The sequence below is a fragment of the Streptomyces sp. NPDC043854 genome (assembly GCF_056436005.1).
The window spans coordinates 19,513-39,269 of record NZ_JBWKDK010000001.1 but is presented as its reverse complement, the minus strand read 5'-3'; the positions used below and the strand labels follow the sequence as shown (position 1 = coordinate 39,269).

Sequence of the window (19,757 nt, the reverse complement as noted above, 5' to 3'; positions counted from 1 at the left end):
GGCCGGCGCAACGATGGTCGTCCGTAAGGCGGGTGACGCCCGGTGTACTACCCCGGCCCGGGGCCGGGTGTCAGGTCCGCCGGGTCGGTGTTCGCCCCGCACAGCACCACGGCGACGCGCTTGCCCAGCGGTTCCGGCGCGGTGCGCAGGGCGGCCAGGGCCGTTGCCGCGCCCGCCTCGACCACGATCCGGTGCTCCTCCCACAGGGCCCGCCGGGCCGCGGCGATCTCCGTGTCCGGGACCAGGACCGAGCGGACGTCGCCCTGCTGCGCGGCGGCCAGCGCGTCCGCCGAGACGCGGGTGGCGCCCAGCGAGTCGGCGGCCAGCGACTCCACGGGGACGTCGACGGGCCGGCCCGCCGCCAGCGCCGCGTTCAGGGCCCGGCAGTTCTCCGGTTCGGCGGCGACCACGCGGATGCCGTGTTCCCGGGCGGCGGTGGCGACACCGGCGAACAGCCCGCCACCGCCGACGGCGACGACCACGGTGTCCACCGCGGGCAGCCCGGCCCGGATGTCGTCGAGCAGGGTGCCCGCGCCCGCGGCGACGAGGGGGTGGTCGTAGGCGTGGCTGCCCAGGGCACCGGAGGACGCCGCGAACTCCTCGGCGGCGGCCTGCGCCTCGGCGAACCGGTCCCCGACGAGCCGCACCTCGGCCCCGTACCGGCGCAGCCGCTCCACCTTGATCCGGGGCGCGTTGACCGGCACGAACACGGTGGCGGGCACGGAGTGGGCACGGGCCGCCCAGGCGCAGGCCAGGCCCGCGTTGCCGCCGGAGGCGATGGTCACGCCGGCCTCGGGCAGGGCGCCGGCCTCGCGGTGGGCGGCGAGGAAGTTGTGTGCGCCCCGGGCCTTGAAGGAGCCGGTGTGCTGGAGGTGTTCCAGCACGTACCAGACGCCCTCGGCGGCGGGCACCACCGGGGCGGGGCGGACGGCTCCGGCGATCCGGTCGGCGGCGGCGCGCACGGCGGCGCGGTCGAGCTGGTGTTCCACGGTCGTTCTCCCCTTCGGGCTCGAGGATGGAGATGGCGTCAGGACGTGAGGGGCGGTCAGGCGCCGGGCCGCGCGGCCCGGATCAGCTGGCGCAGGGCGCCGTGGTAGACGTCGTGGCCGGTCAGGGCGGGCAGTACGTCGTTCAGCCCGGCCGACAGGACGGGGAACTCCCCCGGGTCCAGCGCCGCCAGGGCCGCCCGGGAGGCGGCGGTGGCCCCGGCGGGGTCGCGGTGGTCGACGAAGGCGGCGCAGCCCAGGGTGAGCAGGTACATGCGGCGGTAGACGGTCATCGCCTCGGCGGGGGTCATCCCGGCGGCCACGCTGTCGGCGAGCGCGGGCTCGACGAGCCGGGCCAGCAGCCGGCGGCCCAGCCACGGCCGGGCGCCGCGCAGCACGAGCAGTCCGGGGTGGGCGGTGAGCAGCCGGTAGAGGGCGGTGAAGCGGCGCTCGGTGGCCTCGGCCCAGTCGGTCCCGGCCGGGATCTCGGGCAGCTGTCCCGCGAGGTGCTCGGTGCACAGGTCGAGCAGGCCGGCGAGGTCGGTACAGCGGCGCTGGACGGTGGCGTGGGAGACGTCGAGCCGGTCGGCGAGGGCGCGGAAGCTGAGCGCGCCGTGCCCTTCCTCGTCGATGATCCGCAGGGCGGCGACCGCGATCGCCTCGGGTGTCGCCCGGTCCAGGGCCGCTGATCTCCTCGGCATGAGATACAGCGTATCAGCCGGTGTCACATACGCCGTATCTCCCCGATCGTGTGACGGCGGCTACGCCCATATTGCTGGTCATCACCGCACAACGAACGACTTGCGTTGACAGTGGGTAGTCGCACGGCTGCACTGGGCGCACCACAGCGCCGTCCAGCCTCCGCCCGCTCCCCACCGCAAGGAGTCTCCGTGCCGCCTCGCCTGTGTGCGTCGCTCCCCTGCCTGACCGCGGCCGCCCTGCTCGCCCTGTGCCTCGCCCCCGTCCCGGCGGCCGCCGAGCCGACCGCGACCTCGGACACCCCGCTCGCCCTCACCCCGCCCATGGGCTGGAACAACTGGGCGCACTACATGTGCGACATCGACGAGGCCAAGGTGGTCGCCAACGCCGACGCGCTCGTCTCCAGCGGCCTCGCGGCCAAGGGCTACGACACGGTGACCGTCGACGACTGCTGGATGGCCAAGAGCCGCGACGCGCAGGGCGCGCTGGTCGTCGACACGCAGAAGTTCCCGCACGGCATGGCCTGGCTGGGCGAGTACCTGCACGCCAAGGGCCTGAAGTTCGGCATCTACCAGGACGCCGGCTCCCTGACCTGCGAGAAGTACCCGGGCAGCGGCTCCCCCGAGGGCGGCGGCCCGGACCACTACGCGCAGGACGCACGGCAGTTCGCGTCCTGGAAGGTCGACTACGTCAAGATGGACGGCTGCAACCTGTGGGTGCCGCCGGGCAAGACCAAGGAGCAGGCCTACCGCGACGCGTACGCCGCCGTGGCGGAGGCGCTGCGGGCGAGCGGACGCAGCATGGTGCTCTCCGCCTCCGCGCCCGCCTACTTCCAGCAGGGCGAATGGGGCAGCCCCGACTGGCACAGGGTGCTCGGCTGGGTCGGCTCGACCGGCCAGCTGTGGCGCGAGGGCAAGGACATCAAGGTCTACAACCCGGCCGCGCCGGCGACCTCCCGCTGGAGCTCCGTCCTCGGCAACTACGGCTACAACCGCTGGCTCGGCCGGTACGCGGGCCCCGGCAACTGGAACGACCCCGACTTCCTGATCGCGGGCGCCCCGGGCCTCACCGACGCGGAGAGCCGCAGCCAGGTCGGGCTGTGGGCGATGATGGCGGCCCCCTTCATCCTGTCCTCCGACGTCTCCGCGCTCACGCCGGGCGGGCTCGCCGCCCTCGGCAACACCGGCCTGATCGCCCTGGACCAGGACCCGATGGGCCGCCAGGGCGCGGTGGTCTCCGCCAATGCCACCTTCGAGGTGCTGGCGCGGCCGCTGGCGAACGGCGACCGCGCCGTCGCCGTCCTCAACCGGTCCGGCAGCACCCGCGACATCTCGGTCCCGCTCGCCGACATCGGCCTGTACGACTGCACCGTCGACGCCGAGGACCTGTGGACCGGCAAGCACACCGAGGTCTCCGACTCCCTGACCGGGCGGCTCGCCGCGCACGACACGGCGGTGTGGCGGCTCACCCCCCGCGCCGGGTGCGGCGAGGCCGTGCCCACCGGGCAGATCACCGGTGACGGCGTGAAGTGCATGGACGGCGCCGACACCGCCGGCGCCGGCGCGGTCGTCCTGTCCGCGTGCACCGCGGCCTCCGACCAGCGGTGGGTCCTCGGCGAGGCGGACAGCCTGCGGCTGGACGGCACGTGCCTGACGGCGAGCGGGGGCGAGCTGGTGGAACTGGCCCGCTGCGTACCGTGGAAGGAACGGCAGAGCTGGACCCATCTGCGGGGCGGGAACCTGGTCGAGAAGGTGAGCGGGCTGTGCCTGACCGCACCCCCCGCGCCCGCGACGGCGGACGCCCCGGCCGAGCGGCTGCGGCTGGCCGAGTGCGGCGACCACCGCGTGGACCAGGCCTGGTCCCTGCCGGTCTGACGGGCATCCGCATGACGAACCTCCGCACCGCGGGCCGGCGCCGCCGGGCGGCCCGGTCCCTGCGCCCCGCCGCCCTCGCCGCCCTGCTGACCCTGCTGTGCGCGGGCCCGCCCGCGCTCGCCGGCGTACGGGCCCACTCCCCGACGGCGGTGCCGGGCGCGCCGGGCTCCCCGGGAACGCCGGGTGCGCCGGGTGCGCCGGGTGCGCCGGGTGCGCCGGGTGCGCCCGGCGGGGTCAGGCCGCCCGGTGCGGCCGCCTTCGACGCCGGCCCGGCGCGGGCCGCGCTGAGGCGGCTGCTGCCGCGCCATGCCGACCAGTTCACGCTCGTACCGGACGCGGCCGCCGGGGCCGACACCTTCACCGTGTCCGGGCAGGCGGGGGCGATCACGGTCCGCGGATCGACCGGCGCCACCCTGCTGACCGGCGTCGGCTGGTACCTCCAGCACGTCGCCGGCGTCGACATCGGCTGGCCCGGCGACAGCATCGGGATGCTGCCCGCGCGCCTGCCCGCGGTGCCGGCCCCGGTCACCCGCAGCGCGCTGGTCCCCCACCGGTACGCCCTCAACGACACCGACGACGGCTACTCGGGCCCGTACCGCTCCTTCGAGCAGCACCAGCGGCAGATCGACCTGCTGGCCCTGCACGGCATCAACGAGGTGTTCGTGCAGGTCGGCGCCGAATACCCGTACTACCGGGCGCTCCAGGGCTTCGGCTACTCCGCCGCGGAGCTGCAGGCGTGGATCCCCGCGCCCGGCCACCAGAGCTGGTGGCTGCTCCAGAACCTGAGCGGGTTCGGCGGCCCGGTCTCCGAGCGGCTGATGCGCGAGCGCGCCGAACTCGGCGGCCGGATCGCGGAACAGCTGCGCGGACTCGGCATGACCCCGGTCCTGCCCGGCTACTTCGGCACCGTTCCCCCCGGCTTCGCCGACCGCAACCCGGGCGCGGTGACGGTGCCGCAGGGCGACTGGGCGGGTTTCGAGCGGCCCGACTGGCTGGACCCGTCCTCGGCCGCGTTCCCGAAGGTGGCGGCGGCGTACTACGCGGAGCAGCGCGCCGTGTTCGGGGACAGCACCATGTACCGGATGAGCCCGCTCCACGAGGGCGGGGCGGAGGGCGCGGTCGACGTGAAGGCGGCGGCCGGAGCCGTCCAGTCGGCCCTGCACGCCGCCCACCCGGGGGCGCTGTGGGCGGTGCTGGGCTGGCAGGACAGCCCCCGCGGGGAGCTGCTGGCCGGGGTGGACACCTCGAAGGTGCTGATCCTCGACGGGCTGTCGGACCGGTACAACCGGCTGGACCGGGAGACCCGCTGGGGCGGGGTGCCGTACGCGCTGGGCACGATCTACAACTTCGGCGGGCACACCACCGTCGGAGCCAACACCTCCGTGTGGATCGACCGGTTCGGCGCCTGGCGGGCCAAGGGCAACAGCGCGCTGAGCGGCATCGCCTACCTGCCGGAGGCCACCGGGACCAATCCGGCCGCCTTCGACCTGTTCACCGATCTGGCGTGGGAGCCGGGGCCGATCGACCAGAAGGCGTGGTTCGCCGGGTTCGCGGCGCGCCGGTACGGGCGGCCCGACGCGGAGGCGGCGGCCGCCTGGGAGGAACTGCGCACGGGCCCGTACAGCACCTCGTCGGGGCTGTGGTCGGAGTCGCAGGACAGCCTGTTCGCCGCCCGGCCGAGCCTGACCGCGGTGGGCGCCGCGTACTGGAGCCCCCGGTCGATGCGCTACCCGGCCGATTCCGTACGCCGGGCCCTGGACCACCTCCTCAGGGTGGACCCGCTGCTGCGCGGCTCCAGCGCCTACCGCTTCGACCTGGTGGACACCGCGCGGCAGGCGCTGGCCAACCACTCGCGGGTGCTGCTGCCGAGGATCCGGGCGGCGTACGAGGCGAAGGACCTGGCGCAGTTCCGGGCGCTGACCACGGCATGGCAGGACGCGGAGCGGCGGTTGGACGCCCTGACCGGCTCCGATCCGAACTTCCTGCTGGGCGACTGGCTGGCCCCGGCCCGCGCCGCGGGCGCCGACCCGGCGGAGCAGGACCGGTACGAGTACGACGCCCGGTCGATCCTGAGCGTGTGGGGCGCGCGCAGCACCAGCGAGGGCGGCTTCCTCCACGACTATGCGAACCGGGAGTGGAGCGGCCTGGTCAGGGAGCTGTACGCGCCGCGCTGGGCGGCGTACTTCAAGGCGCTGGACGAGGCGCTGGTCAGGGGGACCGCGCCGGCGGAGATCGACTGGCACGCCTTCGAGGAGGCGTGGGCCCGCCGGACCACCCGGCATCCGGGCGGCGCGAACGGCCCGAGCGGGGACCCGCACACGCTGGCCACGGCCGTGGCGGAGCTCCTGAAGGCGACCGGGTAGGCCGACCGAGTGGGCCGGGGCCCGGGGGGCGGGCGGCACGCTGCCGCCCGCTGCCCGGCCTCTCTGCTGTCGGCTGTCGGCTCGCGCCGTGTACACGATCCGATGGGTGGATGATCGGACCGCGCAGGAGGGTCACCCCTTCGGGGGAATCTCGGTACCCCTGCGGGGGAGAACCCCGCCCGCGGGCCGCCGCTCGGGGCGGGCGGTCGTTTCACTGGCCCCCGGAAGCGAACGGGGCGGCCGCCGAATCGATACGGCAGCCGCCCCTGCCGATGCCGTGACGGCCCGACGCGAGCAGGAGTGCACCGAGCATGTCCCAGACCGGACACGAGCGGCCCGGCCGGCCCGGGCAGGACGTCCCCGCGCAAGGGGCGGCAACCGCCGGGAGCCCGGAGACCCCCGCCGGCCGGTCCGCGTCGGTGCCCTGGCCCGCCGAACCGGGTGAGCGCCTCACCGACGGGGTGGTGGAGCTGCGCAAGCGCGGCGGGCCGGCGGCGCACCAACCCGGCGGGGAGGCGGCCCACCACCTGGACGCGGTGGCCCGGCAGGCTGCCGAGCGCGTCGCCGCCGAAGGCCGCCCGCGGGGCTGACCGCGGCCCCGCGAGCCGACCGGGAGCCGAAACCCGCGGCCGTAGCCCGGGGCCGAAACCCGGGGCCGACCCGCGGCGGACCCGCGGCGGACCCGGCGGGCCGGCCTCGTACCCGCCCCCGGCCTGTCCGGCAGCCGTGCACGACCCCGCGGCGCCACGTCACACTGGACCCGGTGGGCGGGGCCGGACCGGCGGACGGTGGGTGCGCATGACCTCTGAGAAGACGGAGCCCCCACGGAAGACGGAGCCCCCACGCCCGCGCCGCACCCTGGCCGGCGCCGCCTGCGGCCTGGCCGCGACCTGCGCGGGCCTGGCCGTGGCCCAGCTGGCCGCCGCCTGGGTCCGGCCCGATGCCGCACCCGTGACCGCGGTCGGCGGGGCCGTGGTCGACCGGACGCCCGTCGGGCTCAGGGAATGGGCGGTGGCGCAGTTCGGTACCGCCAACAAGCTGGTCCTGACCCTCGGCATCATCGCCGTACTGGGCCTGCTCGCCGCCGCGGCCGGGATCCTCGCCGTACGCCGCCCGCCGGCCGGGATGGCCGTGGTTGGCGCGGTCGGGCTGCTCGGGGCGCTGGCCGCGGTCAGCCGCCCCCAGGCGGCCTGGCAGGACGCGCTGCCGTCGGCGGCCGGCACCCTCACCACGGCCGGCGTGCTGTACCTGCTGGTCCGTGCGCTGCGCACGCCCCGCCCGGCGGGTGCGCCGCCGGGCGGCGCCTGGGCGATGGACCGGCGCGGCTTCGGCAGGCTCGTCGCCGGCACGCTCGTCGCGGCGGCCGGGATCGGCTACGCGGGGCGGCGGCTCGGGGCCCACGGCTCGGCCGGGGCCGGCGCCTCCCGGGCCGGGTTCGTTCTGCCCCCGCCGGACGTGCCCGCCGCGCCCGTCCCGGCCGGCGCGGACCTGCCGGTGGCCGGTATCTCCCCGTTCCTCACGCCGAACCGGGACTTCTACCGGGTGGACACCGCCCTGGTGGTCCCGCGGGTGGACGCCGGCACCTGGCGCCTGCGCATCCACGGCGAGGGCGTCACCCGCCCCCTCGAACTGGACCTGCCCGCGCTGCTGTCCCGCCCGCTGGTCGAGCACGACATCACGCTGACCTGCGTGTCGAACCCGGTCGGCGGCCCGTACGCGGGCAACGCCCGCTGGCTCGGCGTGCGCCTGGCCGACCTGCTGCGCGAGGCGGGGGTACGGCCGCCCTCGCAGGGAGGTCCGGCCGACCAGCTGGTGGCCCGCTCGGTGGACGGGATGACCATCGGCACGCCCGTCGAGACCGTCATGGACGGCCGGGAGGCGCTGCTGGCCGTCGGGATGAACGGCGAGCCGCTGCCCTTCGCGCACGGCTTCCCCGTACGGATGGTCGTACCGGGCCTGTACGGGTACGTCTCGGCGTGCAAGTGGCTGCGCGAACTCCGGCTGACCACGTTCGCGGCGTACGACGCCTACTGGGTGCGCAGGTCGTGGGCGCAGCAGGCGCCGGTCAAGACGCAGTCCCGCATCGACACGCCGCGGGCCGGCGCCGCACCCCCGGCGGGCCGGGTGGCGGTCGGCGGGGTGGCGTGGGCACAGCACCGGGGGATCGCCCGGGTGGAGGTACGCGTCGACGGGGGCCCGTGGCACGAGGCCCGGCTCGCCGACGCGGACGGCGTCGACACCTGGCGGCTGTGGACGTGGCCGTGGGAGGCGACGCCGGGGCGGCACACCCTCCAGGTCCGGGCCACCGACGGGACGGGCGCGGTGCAGACCGAGCGGAGCACGCCGACCGTTCCCGACGGCGCGACCGGACTGCACACCGTGACGGTGCAGGTTCGGCCGGGCCCGGCCGCGCGGGAGCGCTGACGGCCTGCCCGGATTCCCGCCGTCCCACCGCCGGCCGCTGACCGGTGACCGCCGGACGGCGGACGCCGCCCGGGATTCGGACGCCGCGACTCCGGCCGGCGGCTCCGGCTAGTGGGGCGGCGCCCCGCGCAGGTGACGCACGAGCTGTTGGAGGGCGGGGCGCTCAGGTCCCGGCGCGCCTCGCGCAACTGGCACATCATGGTCTTCAGCCCGTACCGGGTCACCAGCTCGTCGGCCGGCCCCGGCAGGGCCTCCAGGGCCGGCTCCTCCCCGGGACCGTAGCCCAGGGTGGGGGTGACGTCCTCCTCCACGCCCTCCGAGGTCCGGATCACGCGCAGGGTGGCAATGGCAGGCCGGTCCGGGGTGCCGACGGCCACCGTCCAGGTGGACCGGGGTGCGCGCTCGTACGCCAGCTCGGTCAGCTGCCGCCGCGACCAGGGTTCCGGAGAATTCCGGGCGCCGGACCTCCTCCAGCAGCGGCACCAGATCGTCGAGCAACACCGCGATGTCGCAGCGGTACGTCAGCCGGCCCGGCACCTGGTTCCACGCGAAGACGGCGTCCTCCGCTAGCAATGCGCCCCGGGTTGGGCATCTACCCAAGTGCGGCGCCGGTGAGGTCCGGTCCCCGCCCGTCGATGATGTCGGGAGCCTTGAGTCCGTAGCCCTCGGCCCGTCCGTAGTACGTCGGCTCACCGGGCTCCGCCGCGACTCCGAGCAACTGGTCGAGCTCCTGCAGGGCCGAGGCGAGCCGCGGCGCGTTGTTGGCGTGGATGGCCGGCTGCGGCTCGCCCCGGAAATCACACTGACCCCAGACGTCGTGGTATATGGACAGTTCGATCCAGAGGTCCGTCTCGTCCGGTGCCACCATGAGTTCCACCAGACGGTATTCCCTGTGCCGTTCTCCGTCCGCGTCGAACCAGGTGCCCGATCCCAGCACGAGGATTCCGCCGATCTCTGCCTGCGGATGACCGGTCGGCCGACAGGCGCGGAGCGCATCGGGCAGTGCCGGATCGTCGAGCGAACGCGTGACGAGGTTCAGGCGGCTGTGGACACCGAGGCCGCCCTTGCCGGTCTGGAACCAGGCCCACTCGAGTGAGGACGGCACCAGCAAGGCGTGCTTCTCCAGCACCGCACTCATGCGCGCCGCGGTCATGAGCGCGAACTCCAGACCGGGCTCCTCGACGTCCTCCAGGTTCCAGGACCACGAGCCGCTCTCTTTGGGCGCGCGCATCAGCATGGTCAGAAAACTCCTTAAGGTTTGGCGGCATTGGTCGGAAAGATGGTGACGGACCCGTCATCGAACTTGAGTGCCCGCTCACGTGGCGGCGTCCTTCTTACCGGCGATCTGAGCTCGGACGATGCCGTTTACGGCGGTCTTGACCCCGTCGGCACCCGCCACGCCGGGCCGTGATCCGCGTCCATCGCCGAACGCAGCAGCGCGGTGATCGGGCGGGCCTCGACGGCTGCACCGCCCCCAGCGCCGCTTCTCGCCGCGGCACTGCCCGAGACACCGTCGATCTGGAAGTCGGCTCGAACACCCACGGCCGCACTGCCGTTGCGTGTCTATCAACTCACCTTTCAGCTAGCAAAGTTGTTGCCCCGTTGGCGCCGGCCTTTTGTGCATGACTCTCCGCGTCTCACGACAATCGGAGCCGGGCCGGGTGAGCAACGTGCCGTGTGGGGCCAGCGGCCGCAGTGACCTCCTGTCACACGGCGCGGCGTCCGGTCGGGCGGACGGGCAGGGCTTCGACGCTGTTGCCGATGAAGCTGCGCTGGCGGGGCAGGTCTGCCTCGGGGACGGCGAGGTCGAGGTCGGGGAAGCGGGTGAACAGCCGCTCCAGGGCGATCACTGCCTCCAGCCGGGCGAGCGGGGCGCCCACGCAGTAGTGCACGCCGTGCCCGAAGGAGAGGTGGCGGGCTGCGCCGGGGCGGGTGAGGTCGAAGCGGTCGGCGTCCGGTCCGTGAATGGCCTCGTCGCGGCCCGCCGCCGTGTAGCCGGCGAGGACCGGGGTGCCCTGCGGGATCGCGTGTCCGCCGAGGTCCAGGTCGCGGGTCGGGTAGCGGAACGGGAACCAGCTGACCGGGCCGTCCCAGCGCAGTGTCTCGTCCACCACGTCCGACCAGCTCGCCTTGCCGTCGAGCACCAGCGCGAGCTGGTCCCGGTGGGTGCACAGTGCGCGGACGGCGTTGCTGATCAGGTTGAGGGTGGTCTCGTGCCCGGCGACCAGCATCAGGCGCATGGTGCCGATGAGTTCGGCCTCGCTGAGCCGGTCACCGTCCTTGCCGTCGCCGTCGCCGTCGCCGCGGGCCGCTATCAGGGCGCTGGTCAGGTCGTCGCCGGGGTCGGCCCGGCGGGCTGCCGCGATGGCGCCCATCAGTTCGATCAGCTCGCGTGCGGCGGCCGTCTTCTCGGCGGGGCTGGCGCCGGTGTCGATGATCACCGTGTAGGAGAGGTGGTGCAGCCGCTCGCGGTGCTCGGGGTCCACGCCGAGGAGTTCGCAGATCACGCTCATCGGCAGCGGGAGCGCGAGGTGGGTGCGCAGGTCGGCGACGCCGTCCGGGTCGGCGGCGGCCGCCCGGTCGAGGTCGTCCAGCAGTCCGGCGGTCAGCTCCTCGATGCGCGGGCGCAGCCGTTCCACCTGGCGGGCGGTGAAGGCGTTGCCGACGAGGGAGCGCAGCCGGCGGTGGTCGGCCCCGTCGGCGGTGTGCATGCCCTGCGCGTTGGCGAAGACCCGCAGCGGCCAGTCCGGCGGGATGGTGCCGTCGGTCAGGGCCGGGCAGTGCCGGGAGTCCTTGGCCACGTCGGGGTGGGCGAGGAACTCCTTGAGCGCGTCGTGGCCGAGGACGACCGCGCCGGGGACCCCGCCGGGCAGGACCACGTCCGCGACGGGTCCCCGGGCGCGCAGGGAGGCGTTGAGGGCGTGCGGGCAGCCGCCGGAGGGGTCGATGGCGTACGGGGACGCGGGCTCGGCCCCCGGCGTGGGCGTGGCGGTGCGGGCCGGTGTGTGGGGTGACAAGCGGGCTCTCCCGATCGTATGGATGGTCCTCGGCCAACAGTGCGATGCGGAGGGCGGGTTGGACAAGTGCGGGTTACCGGGTCGTGGTCGCTCCGCCGGCCGGCCGGGCCAGGTGCAGCCGGGTGTGGAACCAGCCCGCGGCCTCCTTCCCGGCCGGGTCCTCGCCGAGGGCGGTGACGGCCTCCACCGCGCGCCGCTGCTCCTCGGGGTCCGTGAAGCGCCGCTGCGGGTTGGTGTCGTCGGCCCGTTCGACGGTGAGCCCGTACGACTCCAGGCAGCCGGCGATCGCCTGGTAGTCATGTGTGCGCAGGACGAACGCGGCCACCGGCACCGGCCGTCCGACGGCGGTGAGGAGCCGGCCGAAGGTGCGCTCGGTGAGGAAGCTGGTGCCTCCGGTGACGGTGATCAGGCCGACTCCGGCGGCCGCGCGCCGCAGCCGCTCCCCCGGTTCGGCGGTCTCCAGGTCCACGGCGTGGCCCTCGTCGAGGAGTCCGGCCGCGACCGCGTACTCCACCGCGGGCTCCGAGGCGTCGATGCCGATGGCCGGGACGGCGTCGGGGCGGCGCCGGGCGGCGTAGAAGTCGCGGTCCCGGGCGATGAGTGCGGCGGTGTCGAGACGGGCCGCCGCCGGCGCGGTGTAGTGCGCGTACAGCTCGTCCAGCGTCACGTCGTGGTTGACGAGCGCGGAGTTGATCCCGTACGAGCAGCACAGGTCCAGCATCGCGGGCCGGGCGGGCCCGAGTTCGGCGGCGAGGGCGCGGAAGACCGGCTGGGCGTGGGCGGGGGTCTGGTAGGCGTACGGTCCGAGGCGGGTGAAGTACCCGCGGGGGTCGGGGAGTGTGTAGACCTCGTCGAAGCTGGTCATGCCGGTCGGGCTCATCGGGCGTGGTTCTCCTCGGAGGGCGGGGGCCGGTCGGTGTGGTGGGGGCGTCGCGGGTTCGGTCGTATTGGGGCGCGGGCGCCGCCGAAAGGGGCCGGTCCGGCCACCGTGCGGGGTCCGCAACGGCGGCCGGGGACACGCCCGGGCGCCGCCCGCGGCACGGCCCGCGGCACGGCCGGGCGGCATAGGGTCGGACGATGACGCAGACACGGCGGACTCTCGAAGGCAAGGTCGCTCTGGTGGCGGGGGCGACGCGGGGCGCGGGCCGGGGCATCGCGGTCCAGCTGGGAGCGCAGGGCGCGACAGTGTACGCGAGCGGGCGCAGCACGCGCGGCCGCCGTTCGGAGTACGACCGGCCGGAGACCGTCGAGGAGACCGCGGAACTGGTCACGGCGGCGGGCGGGCACGGAATCGCGGTGTGCGCGGATCACCTGGTGGCGGAGCAGGTCGAGGCGCTGGTCGGGCGGATCGGTGCCGAGCAGGGGCGCCTCGACGTGCTGGTGAACGACATCTGGGGCGGGGAGCGGCTGTTCGAGTGGGACAGCACGGTGTGGGAGCACGACCTCGACAAGGGGCTGCGGCTGCTCCGGCTCGCCGTGGACACCCACGCGATCACCAGCCATTTCGCGCTTCCGCTGCTGCTGCGGGAGCCGGGCGGGCTGGTGGTGGAGATGACGGACGGCACCGCCGACTACAACGCCGGCCGCTACCGGGTGTCGTTCTTCTACGACATCGCCAAGGCGGCCGTACTGCGCATGGCGTTCGCGCTCGGGCACGAGCTGGGGCCGCGGGGGGCGACGGCGGTGGCCCTGACGCCGGGATGGCTGCGTTCGGAGATGATGCTGGACGCCTTCGGGGTGACGGAGGCGAACTGGCGCGACGCGCTGGAGAAGGTCCCGCACTTCGCGATCTCCGAGACCCCGTCGTACGTCGGCCGGGCGGTGGCGGCGCTGGCCGCTGACCCGGAGGCGGCCCGCTGGAACGGGCAGTCGCTGTCGAGCGGGCAGCTCGCCCGGGAGTACGGCTTCACCGACCTCGACGGGAGCCGGCCGGACGCCTGGCGGTACCTGGTCGAGGTCCAGGACCCGGGCCGCCCGGCCGACACCACCGGCTACCGGTGAGCCGGCGGTTCGGGCAGCTCCAGTTCGCGGCCGGGGCCGAGGGGGGCGAAGAACCGGGCCACGTCCTCGTCGGTGACGTCGCTCAGCGCCGGCGGCGACCAGCGCGGCGTGCGGTCCTTGTCGACGACCTGGGCCCGGATGCCCTCGACCATGTCGGGTGAGCGCAGCGCGTTGCAGGAGATCCGGTACTCCTGGGCGAGGACCCGCTCCAGGGTGCCCAGGCCGCGGGCCCGGCGGACGGCGGCGTGGGTGACCTTGAGGGCGGTCGGGGACTTGGCCAGGATCGTCTCGGCGGTCTCCTTGGCGGCGGGGTCGCCCTCGGCGAGGAGCCGCTCGACGATCTCCTCGACGGTGTCGGCGGCGTAGCAGCGGTCGATCCAGTCCCGGCGGCCGGCCAGCTCGCCGGGTTCGGGGGCGGCGGAAAACTGCGGGAGCACCTCGCGGGCGGGCGCGTCGGCGAGGGCGGCGGTCAGCTCCGGGAGCCGGGCGGCGGGGACGAAGTGGTCGGCGAGGCCGCACAGGATCGCGTCGGCGGCGCCCACGGCGGCGCCGGTGAGCGCGAGGTGGGTGCCGAGCAGGCCGGGGGCCCGGCCGAGGAGGTGGGTGCCGCCGATGTCCGGGACGAATCCGATGCCGGTCTCGGGCATGGCGACGCGGGAGCGTTCGGTGACGACGCGGACGCTGCCGTGGGCGGAGACGCCGACGCCGCCGCCCATCACGATGCCGTCCATGAGGGCCACGTACGGCTTGGGGTAGTGGGCGATCAGGGCGTTGAGCCGGTACTCGTCGCGCCAGAAGCCGGCGGAGGCCGAGGTGCCGGCCCTGGCGTCGTCGTGGATGGCGCGGATGTCCCCGCCGGCGCACAGGCCGCGCTCGCCGGCGCCGCGGATGAGGACCTGGGCGACGGCGGGGTCCTGCTCCCAGGCGCGCAGGGTCTCCTCGATCCGCAGCACCATGGGGTGGGTGAGGGCGTTGAGGGCCCGGGGGCGGTTGAGGGTGATCGCCCCCGTTCGCCCTTCGGAGTGGAACAGGACGGGGTGGTCTGCGGCGGCTTCGGTCTTCACGGCAGCCAGTATGTGCGACGAGCTGCACCGGCACTTCAACGAGGAGCTCCGCCCGATGGGCGCCTTCCTCAGCGGGCGGGTCGTCCACGAGCTCATGGCCGACTCAGCCCGCCGAGGGGCCGGTACCAGCGACGCAGTTCCGCTCCGGGCAGTGCCGAATTCCGTGCGGGCCGGGATTCCTCGATATTCGTACACGAGTTCTCATTTGAATTGCCACGTCCCGGCGCCGACCCCGCCGCCTCAGGTGTACGCACAAGTGTTCGAAATGACCTTGCCGCGCATCGGCAAGGTCCGGACCATCCGCGGGATCAACGCCGCCCCGGACGGCCGGGCAGGGAAGCAATCCGGGCAACTTCCGGCCGGTTACCGGAATTTGGCCGGACACGATCCCTGACGTGCCATCAAATGGCCGGAATTGTAGCCGTTTCTGCTGTGGCTATGCTCATGCCTTGAGTGACTGATGACTTTTATCGATCACTTTTGGGCAGAGTGGGGCGGCCGAGAAACACCCCCACAGGACCGCAGCAGGACCGGAGAACCGATGGACAGCAACCTCGTCATCCAGACCCCCAGGGGTGGCAAGGCGTTCGACGAGAGCCAAGTGCCGCTCTACTACACCCGCAAGACGGCGGACATCCTCCACAAGTACGGGCCCGGCCCCCGAGTCCACTTCCACATGGGCATGTTCGGCCCCGGCGCCACCCCCAACACCACGGTCTCCCAGCGCGTGCTCAAGCGCCGCATCGTGGAGTCGCAGGAGGCCATAGTCGAGCACGCCGCCCGCTCGTGGGGCGCGTACGCCAACCCGCCCGGCCGGCTCCTCGACATCGGCTGCGGGGTCGGCGGAGGCTCCCTCTACTGGGCGCAGGAGCACGGCGCGCACGTCACCGGCCTGACCGTCGCGGCCGACCACGTCCCCGTGATCCAGGACTTCGCCCGCCAGGCCGGGGTGGCCGACCGGGTCACCCCGCTCCTCGCCGACGTGCACCACTACACCGCCGGCCGCGAGTACGACGCCGCGTACGCCAACGAGAGCTCCGGCTACATGGACCGCGAGCGGCTCTTCCAGGTGGTGGCGGGCTGTCTGAAGCCGGGCGGCTGGTTCGGCATCCAGGAGCACTTCATCTGCCGGCCCGAGTGGACCGAGTTCATCGACGGCTACTACAAGACCCGTCTGGGCACGCTCACCGAGTACCTCTGCGCCGCCGAGGCGGCCGGGTTCGAGCTGGAGCAGGACGAGGACGTCACCGACCGGGTGGCCGAGTTCTGGGTGCAGTCCATGGCCTGGAACACCGCCGAGCTGGACGGCATCGAGCTCCACGGCGCCCGCTCGGCCTGGTCGCGCGAGCGCCTGCAGGAGTCCGCGATCACGCACGGAAAACTGTTCCGCATCTGGCGCGACCACGCGCTGGAGACCCGGCTGCTGCTCTTCCGCCTGACCGGGGGGAACTGACTCCGTGCCCCCCTCGTACGCGGAGGACTCCGCCCCCTCCCGCATCGGCTGGCAACTGCCGCCGCTCTACTGCCCTTTCGAACAGGGCCTGATCCATCCGAAGGCCGCCGAACTGGAAGAGCGCGCCGTGGCGTGGCTCGACGGGCACCACCTGTACGCCGACGACACCGAACGCGCCTGGGGCCTCGCCACGCGCAGCGCGGAGTTCACCGCCCGGATCATCCCGTACGGCGACGTGGAGACGATGCTGCTGTTCGCCCAGTGGAACTACTGGGCCTTCGCCATCGACGACTGGCAGGACTCCGGCTCCGATTCCGGGCTGTCCCGCACGGCCGTCGTGGCCGACCACGGCGCGCGGCTCGTACGGTCCGTGAAGGCCCCGGGGTCCGGCCTCCTGGCCCCCGGGCCGTTCACGGCGGCCCTGGAGGATCTGGCCGTCCGCACCCACGAAATGCTCACCCCGGCCCAGCTGAACCGTTTCGTCCAGGGAATCCAGGACTGGGTGTTCGGCTCGGCCTGGCAGACCGGATACGAGGAGCGGGGCCTCATGCCCTCGCTGAACGAATTCGCCGCGATGCGGATGGCGGTGAACGGCACCCGTTTCACCCTCACGTGGTGCGATGCCGCCAACGGGATCGAACTGCCGCCGGCGGTCCTGTACTCGGCACCGGTCCAGGCCCTGACCGACGCGGCCGGCTTCATCGTCGGATGTGACAACGACTTCTTCTCGTACAACAAGGACGACCACCAGGAGTCCCTGGAGGAGAACCTGGTCAACGTCCTGGCACAGGAGCGCGGTTGCCCGCCGGCGCAGGCGCTGGCGGAGGCGGTGGCCCTCAGGGACCGCGTGGTCGGGCTGTTCACCAGGCTCCGCGACCATGTGGCGTGCGGCGCCGACGCGGAGCTCCTGCGGTACCTGCGGTCGCTGGAGCACTGGATCGCCGGCGATGCCGAATACCACAACCGGGCGCCCCGGTACACGAGCCCCCGCAACCGGAACGTCCTCCCGGTCGAAGGGGCTTCGTACGACGTCGTGTACAGCGACGCGCCCTCGGACCCGAGCGTCGAGCCGCTGCCGGTACCGACTCTCGCCGGGTGGTGGCAGCAGCTCGACGGGTGACCCCGGACGGAGCGGCTCACGCCCGCCGGGTCAGCCGGGCCCACCAGGAGGCCCGGCTGGCCGGCCGCTCCGCCGCCGCGGGTGCGGCCATGCGCACGGGCGCCGGAGCGGGTACGCGTGCGGGTACCGGGTTGGAGCCGGTGACCGTGGCCCCGTGCGGGGAGAAGGCGACGGGCAGCTCGATCAGGTGGCGCGACATCAGCGAGGACTTCCACTGCAACTCGCCCTGCGACACTGCCAGTTCCAGGTCGGGCAGGCGCGCGAGGAGGGTGTCGATCCCGGTGTCGGCAATGGCGCGGCCGATGTCCTGTCCCGGGCACTCGTGCGGCCCGCTGCTGAAGGCCAGGTGCGAGCGGTTGCCGTGGACGGGCACCGTGAGGTCGGGGCGGATATCGGGGTCCACGTTGCCGGGGCCCAGGCCCAGCAGCAGCATGTCCCCGGCCTTGATCGGCGTTCCGCCGAGCTCGGTGTCCCCGGTGGCCCAGCGTCCCAGGATCGTCATGAAGGGCGGGTCGTCCCAGAGGACCTGCTCCAGGGCGTCCGGCAGGGTCATGTGGCCGCCGGACAGGTTCGCCCGGAAGCGGCGGTCGGTCAGGACCACGCGCAGCGTGTTCGCGATCAGGTTGGCCGTCGACTCGAAGGCGGCGATCAGTACGAGCCGCAGGTGCTCGACGATCTCCTCGTCGGTGAGGTGCGTGCGGTGCTCCAGCAGCCAGGAGGTGAAGTCCCGGCCGGGGACGACCCGTTTGCGGTCGACCAGCTGCTCGAGGGTCTCGGTGACGTACTTGTTGCTCGCGACGGCGGTCTCAGTGCCCTTGATCATGTCACGGGCGGCCTCCACGAGGCGCGGACCGTAGGACTCGGGCATGCCGACGAGCTGCGTCATCACCAGCATCGGCAGCGGTTCGGCGAAGTCCGAGACGAGGTCGGCCCGGCCCGTCTGCACGAACCCGTCGACCAGCTGGTTGGCGAAGCGCGTCACGTAGCGGCGGATGCCGCGCCGGTCGAAGCGCTCCAGCGAGTCGGTGACCGCGCCGCGCAGCCGCTCGTGCTCGGGCCCTTCGACCAGGTGGCACACCGGCTGCCAGGCGGTCATCGGGGTCAGCGGGTGCTCCGGCGGGACCTTGCCGTCCTGCATGTCCCGCCAGCGGCGCGGGTCGCGGGAGAAGCGGGAGGGGGTGCGGGCCACGTCGAGGTTCTCGCGGTGGCCGAGGACGAGCCAGGCGGGCAGGTCGCCCTGGACCAGCACCGGGGCGACGGAGCCGTACTCGGCGCGCAGCTTCTCGTACAGGGCCGTCGGGTCGGCTTCCGCCTCGGGGCCGTAGAGCCGGTGCGCCGGGCAGCCCGGCGGCGGGGCGGCGGGGTCGGACGACGAGGGGGTGCTCACAAGGCCTCCGGGGTCACGGCGAGGGAGTGCAGGTAGCGCATGAGCGTCATCAGGACGTCACGGCTGGAGTCGCGGCGCCGGGCGTCGCAGACGACGAGCGGTACGGAATCGGGCAGGTCGAGGGCGGCGCGCACGTCCTGGAGGGGGTGCTCGGGCGCGTCGGGGAAGGAGTTGACGGCGACGACGAACGGCACGCCGCGCTCCTCGAGCCGGCCGATCACGTCGAAGCTGACCTCCAGCCGGCGGGTGTCGACGAGGACCACCGCGCCGAGAGCGCCCTCGAACAGGCCCCGCCACAGGAACCAGAAGCGCTCCTGGCCGGGGGTGCCGAACAGGTAGAGCACCAGCTCCTCGTTGATGCTGATGCGGCCGAAGTCCATGGCCACGGTGGTGGAGGTCTTGCGCTCCACCCCGGCGGTGTCGTCGACGCCGACCCCGGCCTGGGTCATCGTCTCCTCGGTGGTCAGCGGCCGGATCTCGCTCACGGAGCCGACCAGGGTCGTCTTGCCGACCCCGAAGCCGCCCACGATCACCACCTTGACCGCGGCGGCGGCCGTGGCGGGGAGCGCGTCCTCGCGCCGCGGGCCGGCCCGGAGGTGTCCGTGGTGGGGTGCCGCGGACGGCTCAGAGCTTTCGAAGTCCATCGATGACTGCCTCAATCAGTGCCAGGTCGGGGAGTTTGGCGGGGGCGACGGGCGGGCGGGACAGCACATGGCCGCCGGTGATCAGGTCGCCGAGGAGCACGGTGACCACGCTCACCGGCAGGCCGAGGTACGCGGACACCTCGGCCACCGAGAGCGGTGACTGGCACAGCCTCATGATGGCCGTGTGCTCCGGCTGCATCCCGGGCTTGGGCCCCGACCTGGCGATGATCAGCGTGACCAGGTCCAGCGGGGCGGGTGTGTCCGCCCCGCTGCGCCCGCCGGTGATCACGTAGAGCCGCTCGGGCGTGCCGTCCTCCCAGTCCCGGCCCGGGTTGTTCACGCGGGCTGCCCGTCGCGCCGCGGCGGGCTGCTGAGGTGCTCTCCGATCCGGGCGACGAGGTCGCGCATCCGCTGTCCCATCAGGCCGGCGTCGACGCCCTCGTCCGCCAGGACGGCGAGGTAGGCGCCGGCGCCGGCCGCCATCAGGTAGAAGAACCCGCCGTCCATCTCGATGACGACGAGCCGCATCCGGCCGCTGCTGTGCGGCAGTTCGGCGGCGACGGCGCCGGCGAGGCTCTGCAGCCCGGCGCAGGCGGCGGCGAGCCGGTCGGCGGTGTCGGTCGCCGCTCCGTACTGCGCCATGCGCAGGCCGTCGGCGGACAGGACGATGACGTGCCGGGTCTGCGGAACGCTCTCGGCCAGGTCCTTGAGCATCCAGTCCATGT

General features: G+C 73.9%; 19 protein-coding genes and 1 pseudogene. 9 read left to right on the top strand and 11 right to left on the bottom strand.

All coding sequences use genetic code 11. The features are described 5' to 3' along the window. Window positions 1–47: 47 nt before the first annotated feature. Together AC068A_RS00200 and AC068A_RS00195 are read right to left on the bottom strand one after the other, a co-directional pair. Window positions 48–989, bottom strand: a complete 942-nt coding sequence (locus tag AC068A_RS00200) for a serine/threonine dehydratase (protein WP_478578496.1) — start codon at window positions 987–989, stop codon at window positions 48–50. 56 nt (window positions 990–1,045) lie between these two features. Further along, on the bottom strand, window positions 1,046–1,687 hold the full coding sequence (locus tag AC068A_RS00195) for a TetR/AcrR family transcriptional regulator (RefSeq protein WP_478578494.1): 642 nt from the start codon (window positions 1,685–1,687) through the stop codon (window positions 1,046–1,048). A 189-nt stretch (window positions 1,688–1,876) separates the two neighbouring features. On the opposite strand from AC068A_RS00195, the gene AC068A_RS00190 reads away from it, so the two are divergent. From AC068A_RS00190 to AC068A_RS00175, 4 genes are all read left to right on the top strand, one after another. Next, complete coding sequence (locus AC068A_RS00190; protein WP_478578492.1) at window positions 1,877–3,559, top strand: ricin-type beta-trefoil lectin domain protein; 1,683 nt, start codon at window positions 1,877–1,879, stop codon at window positions 3,557–3,559. Window positions 3,560–3,570: 11 nt separating this feature from the next. Beyond that, window positions 3,571–5,922, top strand: a complete 2,352-nt coding sequence (locus tag AC068A_RS00185) for an alpha-N-acetylglucosaminidase (RefSeq protein ID WP_478578489.1) — start codon at window positions 3,571–3,573, stop codon at window positions 5,920–5,922. Window positions 5,923–6,233: 311 nt separating this feature from the next. Then, entirely contained in the window at window positions 6,234–6,512 is a 279-nt protein-coding gene (locus AC068A_RS00180) for a hypothetical protein (RefSeq protein WP_478578486.1), read from the top strand. A 208-nt stretch (window positions 6,513–6,720) separates the two neighbouring features. Continuing rightward, window positions 6,721–8,346: a molybdopterin-dependent oxidoreductase gene (locus AC068A_RS00175; protein WP_478578484.1), complete on the top strand. Its 1,626-nt coding sequence runs from the start codon at window positions 6,721–6,723 to the stop codon at window positions 8,344–8,346. A gap of 209 nt (window positions 8,347–8,555) precedes the next feature. Here AC068A_RS00175 and AC068A_RS00170 read toward each other — a convergent pair. After that, a pseudogene (locus AC068A_RS00170) lies at window positions 8,556–8,759 on the bottom strand (DUF6177 family protein); the annotation flags it as partial. Between AC068A_RS00170 and AC068A_RS00165 the strand changes: the two are divergent. Then, entirely contained in the window at window positions 8,692–8,916 is a 225-nt protein-coding gene (locus AC068A_RS00165) for a hypothetical protein (protein WP_478578481.1), read from the top strand. The pseudogene AC068A_RS00170 and the gene AC068A_RS00165 overlap by 68 nt on opposite strands. A gap of 22 nt (window positions 8,917–8,938) precedes the next feature. On the opposite strand, the gene AC068A_RS00160 is transcribed toward AC068A_RS00165, so the two are convergent. From AC068A_RS00160 to AC068A_RS00150, 3 genes are all read right to left on the bottom strand, one after another. After that, a complete protein-coding gene (locus tag AC068A_RS00160; protein ID WP_478578479.1) occupies window positions 8,939–9,583 on the bottom strand; it encodes a hypothetical protein in 645 nt (214 codons plus the stop codon). A gap of 469 nt (window positions 9,584–10,052) precedes the next feature. After that, window positions 10,053–11,363 carry a cytochrome P450 family protein gene (locus AC068A_RS00155; RefSeq protein WP_478578476.1) on the bottom strand — a complete coding sequence of 437 codons (1,311 nt, stop codon included), beginning with the start codon at window positions 11,361–11,363 and terminating at the stop codon, window positions 10,053–10,055. Window positions 11,364–11,436: 73 nt separating this feature from the next. Then, window positions 11,437–12,243: a hypothetical protein gene (locus AC068A_RS00150; RefSeq protein WP_478578473.1), complete on the bottom strand. Its 807-nt coding sequence runs from the start codon at window positions 12,241–12,243 to the stop codon at window positions 11,437–11,439. A gap of 197 nt (window positions 12,244–12,440) precedes the next feature. Here AC068A_RS00150 and AC068A_RS00145 point away from each other — a divergent pair, with 197 nt between their 5' ends. Beyond that, complete coding sequence (locus tag AC068A_RS00145; protein WP_478578470.1) at window positions 12,441–13,364, top strand: SDR family oxidoreductase; 924 nt, start codon at window positions 12,441–12,443, stop codon at window positions 13,362–13,364. Here AC068A_RS00145 and AC068A_RS00140 read toward each other — a convergent pair. Next, window positions 13,355–14,437: an enoyl-CoA hydratase/isomerase family protein gene (locus AC068A_RS00140; RefSeq protein ID WP_478579372.1), complete on the bottom strand. Its 1,083-nt coding sequence runs from the start codon at window positions 14,435–14,437 to the stop codon at window positions 13,355–13,357. The two genes, AC068A_RS00145 and AC068A_RS00140, sit on opposite strands and share 10 nt — an antisense overlap. Window positions 14,438–14,684: 247 nt before the next feature. Between AC068A_RS00140 and AC068A_RS00135 the strand changes: the two genes are divergently transcribed. The 3 genes from AC068A_RS00135 (at window position 14,685) to AC068A_RS00125 (ending at window position 17,001) form a co-directional block, all read left to right on the top strand. Continuing rightward, window positions 14,685–14,822, top strand: a complete 138-nt coding sequence (locus tag AC068A_RS00135) for a hypothetical protein (RefSeq protein WP_478578467.1) — start codon at window positions 14,685–14,687, stop codon at window positions 14,820–14,822. Between the two features lie 147 nt (window positions 14,823–14,969). Continuing rightward, window positions 14,970–15,881 (top strand): SAM-dependent methyltransferase, encoded by a 912-nt coding sequence (locus tag AC068A_RS00130; RefSeq protein WP_478578464.1) that lies wholly within the window; start codon window positions 14,970–14,972, stop codon window positions 15,879–15,881. A 4-nt stretch (window positions 15,882–15,885) separates the two neighbouring features. Continuing rightward, a complete protein-coding gene (locus AC068A_RS00125) occupies window positions 15,886–17,001 on the top strand; it encodes a terpene synthase family protein (RefSeq protein ID WP_478578461.1) in 1,116 nt (371 codons plus the stop codon). 16 nt (window positions 17,002–17,017) lie between these two features. Here the strand turns inward: AC068A_RS00125 and AC068A_RS00120 are convergent, their stop codons facing one another. From AC068A_RS00120 to AC068A_RS00105, 4 genes are read right to left on the bottom strand one after another with little or no spacing between them, the layout of a single operon-like run. Beyond that, entirely contained in the window at window positions 17,018–18,388 is a 1,371-nt protein-coding gene (locus AC068A_RS00120; protein WP_478578458.1) for a cytochrome P450, read from the bottom strand. Beyond that, entirely contained in the window at window positions 18,385–19,032 is a 648-nt protein-coding gene (locus AC068A_RS00115) for a GTP-binding protein (RefSeq protein WP_478578455.1), read from the bottom strand. Before AC068A_RS00115 ends, AC068A_RS00120 begins: the two co-directional genes overlap by 4 nt. Beyond that, a complete protein-coding gene (locus tag AC068A_RS00110; protein WP_478578452.1) occupies window positions 19,013–19,372 on the bottom strand; it encodes a DUF742 domain-containing protein in 360 nt (119 codons plus the stop codon). Before AC068A_RS00110 ends, AC068A_RS00115 begins: the two co-directional genes overlap by 20 nt. Beyond that, the gene (locus AC068A_RS00105; RefSeq protein WP_478579369.1) at window positions 19,369–19,755 is read right to left on the bottom strand and encodes a roadblock/LC7 domain-containing protein; all 387 of its coding nucleotides are present in this window, start codon (window positions 19,753–19,755) and stop codon (window positions 19,369–19,371) included. Before AC068A_RS00105 ends, AC068A_RS00110 begins: the two co-directional genes overlap by 4 nt. Window positions 19,756–19,757: the final 2 nt, after the last annotated feature.